The organism is Curtobacterium sp. B8 (genome assembly GCF_000333315.1).
Lineage (GTDB): Bacteria > Actinomycetota > Actinomycetes > Actinomycetales > Microbacteriaceae > Curtobacterium > Curtobacterium luteum.
Genome location: NZ_BACW01000179.1, coordinates 1 through 1,616, shown reverse-complemented (window position 1 = coordinate 1,616; position 1,616 = coordinate 1). Strand labels below are relative to the sequence as shown.

Annotated in this window: 3 protein-coding genes; 2 read left to right on the top strand and 1 reads right to left on the bottom strand. The window is 73.3% G+C overall.

From position 1 onward, the window contains the following. Together lepB and I59_RS20610 are read left to right on the top strand one after the other, a co-directional pair. Positions 1–258: signal peptidase I (lepB, locus tag I59_RS04375; protein WP_083881943.1), on the top strand; the 258-nt coding region annotated here is incomplete at its 5' end. A gap of 53 nt (positions 259–311) precedes the next feature. Next, the gene (locus I59_RS20610; protein ID WP_022902823.1) at positions 312–1,121 is read left to right on the top strand and encodes a helix-turn-helix transcriptional regulator; all 810 of its coding nucleotides are present in this window, start codon (positions 312–314) and stop codon (positions 1,119–1,121) included. Between the two features lie 57 nt (positions 1,122–1,178). Here I59_RS20610 and I59_RS04365 read toward each other — a convergent pair whose 3' ends face one another. Next, the gene (locus I59_RS04365; RefSeq protein WP_148286083.1) at positions 1,179–1,505 is read right to left on the bottom strand and encodes a hypothetical protein; all 327 of its coding nucleotides are present in this window, start codon (positions 1,503–1,505) and stop codon (positions 1,179–1,181) included. Positions 1,506–1,616 lie beyond the last annotated feature (111 nt).

The following is a 1,616-nucleotide window of genomic DNA, read 5'->3' as shown; positions in this document are numbered from 1 at the left end:
ACGAGCCCTACGTCGTCCGGAGCCCGGGCTCCGACCGGGTCTCCGGCACGGAATTTCGACGTCACGGTGCCGAAGGGGCACCTCTGGGTGATGGGCGACAACCGCTACGACTCCGCGGACAGCCGGGCGCACGGTTCGGTCCCCGTGGACGACGTCGTCGGCCGCGCGTTCGTCACCACCTGGCCGGTGTCCCGGTGGACGGTGCTGTCGCGGTACGGCGACGACTGGGATGCCGTCCCGGACCACCCCACCCGCTGACGACCTCCTCCGGGGGAGTCGCTCCGCCCGGAGCAGCGGAGTACCGTGCTCGCATGCCGACGGACGACGGGTGGTTCGAACTGCGGTCCGGCGACGACGAGCTGTGGGTCCACCGGATCCGCACGGACGGGCCGCAGACGGGGACGATCGGCCCCCGGCCCGACCACGTCGTGTTCTGGCTCGCGGACGGGCACGCGACGGTGACCGCCGAGGACGGCGCCCGGTGGGACGTCCGCCCCGGCCAGCCGATGGTGCTCTCGGCACCGGCGGCCTACGGCTTCGACACCGACGCCACGCACATGACGCTCCTGCACGTCGCACCGTCGCTGCTCGGTGACACCGACGAACCGCACCGGTTCGTGCAGCCGGACCCGACGGACAACCGGCTCGACCCGCTCCGGGCGCTCCTCCGGGACGTCGTCGACCGACTGCTCGACCCCGCCCTGCCCGAGGAGCACCTCCGGGCGCTGAAGCACCGCGTCGCCACGGTCGTCCTGTCGACCTACACCCGCGCCAGGACGGACGTCGAGCAGCGGATGCGGCGAGCGGTCGCGTTCGTGGACGAGCACGCACGCGACCCCATCACGGTCGCGGACGTCGCCGACGCGTGCGGGCTGAGCGAGCGGGGTCTCCAGGACCTCTTCCGCCGCCGGTTCGGCGTGACACCGACCCGCTACCTGCGCGAGGTCCGGCTGGACCGGGTGCACCTGGAGCTGATCGTGCGTCGGAGCGGGGTCGTCACGGTGCACGACGTGGCACACCGGTGGCACTTCGCGCACCTCGGGCGGTTCGCTGCGAGCTACCGGGCACGGTTCGGGGAGCAGCCCCACGAGACGCTCGAGCGGGGTCGGGGTCGTCGCTGAGCCCGCGTTCCGGTCACGCCGTACCGCCACACCACGACCCGGTCGTCACCCGCCGGCTCAGCACCCCGTGGTCGTGAGCGTCACGTCGGCGACCGACCCGTCGGTCACCGTTGCACGCTCGGGGCAGAGGTCCCCGGCCCGGACCGTGACCGAGCCGAGCGGCACCCCCGCGAACGACGCGGTCCCGCCGGGGAACACCCGCTGGTGCTCCGAGAGCTTCCCCGTGGCCGCGTACACCTTCACCTCGTAGGGGTGGTCGGCGGCGTTCTCCGACACCGTGACGGCGATCTGCCCCGTGGAGTCGTGTGCGCCGCACCCCGTGAGGGTCAGCGATGCGGTGATCCCGAGGAGGAGCACGGGGAGGGAACGGCGGGGGCGGAGCACCGGCCCAGGTTACGCCGTCCCGAGGAGCCACCCGTTGTCCGCCGCCACCCGGAGCGCCTCGGTGGCGTTCCGGGCGGTCGTCTTCCCGATGGCCGCGGAGAGGTGGTTCCG

Bases quoted from the DNA above. Each gene is read 5' to 3' on its own strand.
- I59_RS20610 (WP_022902823.1), top strand. From the start codon at position 312: ATGCCGACGGACGACGGGTGGTTCGAACTGCGGTCCGGCGACGACGAG.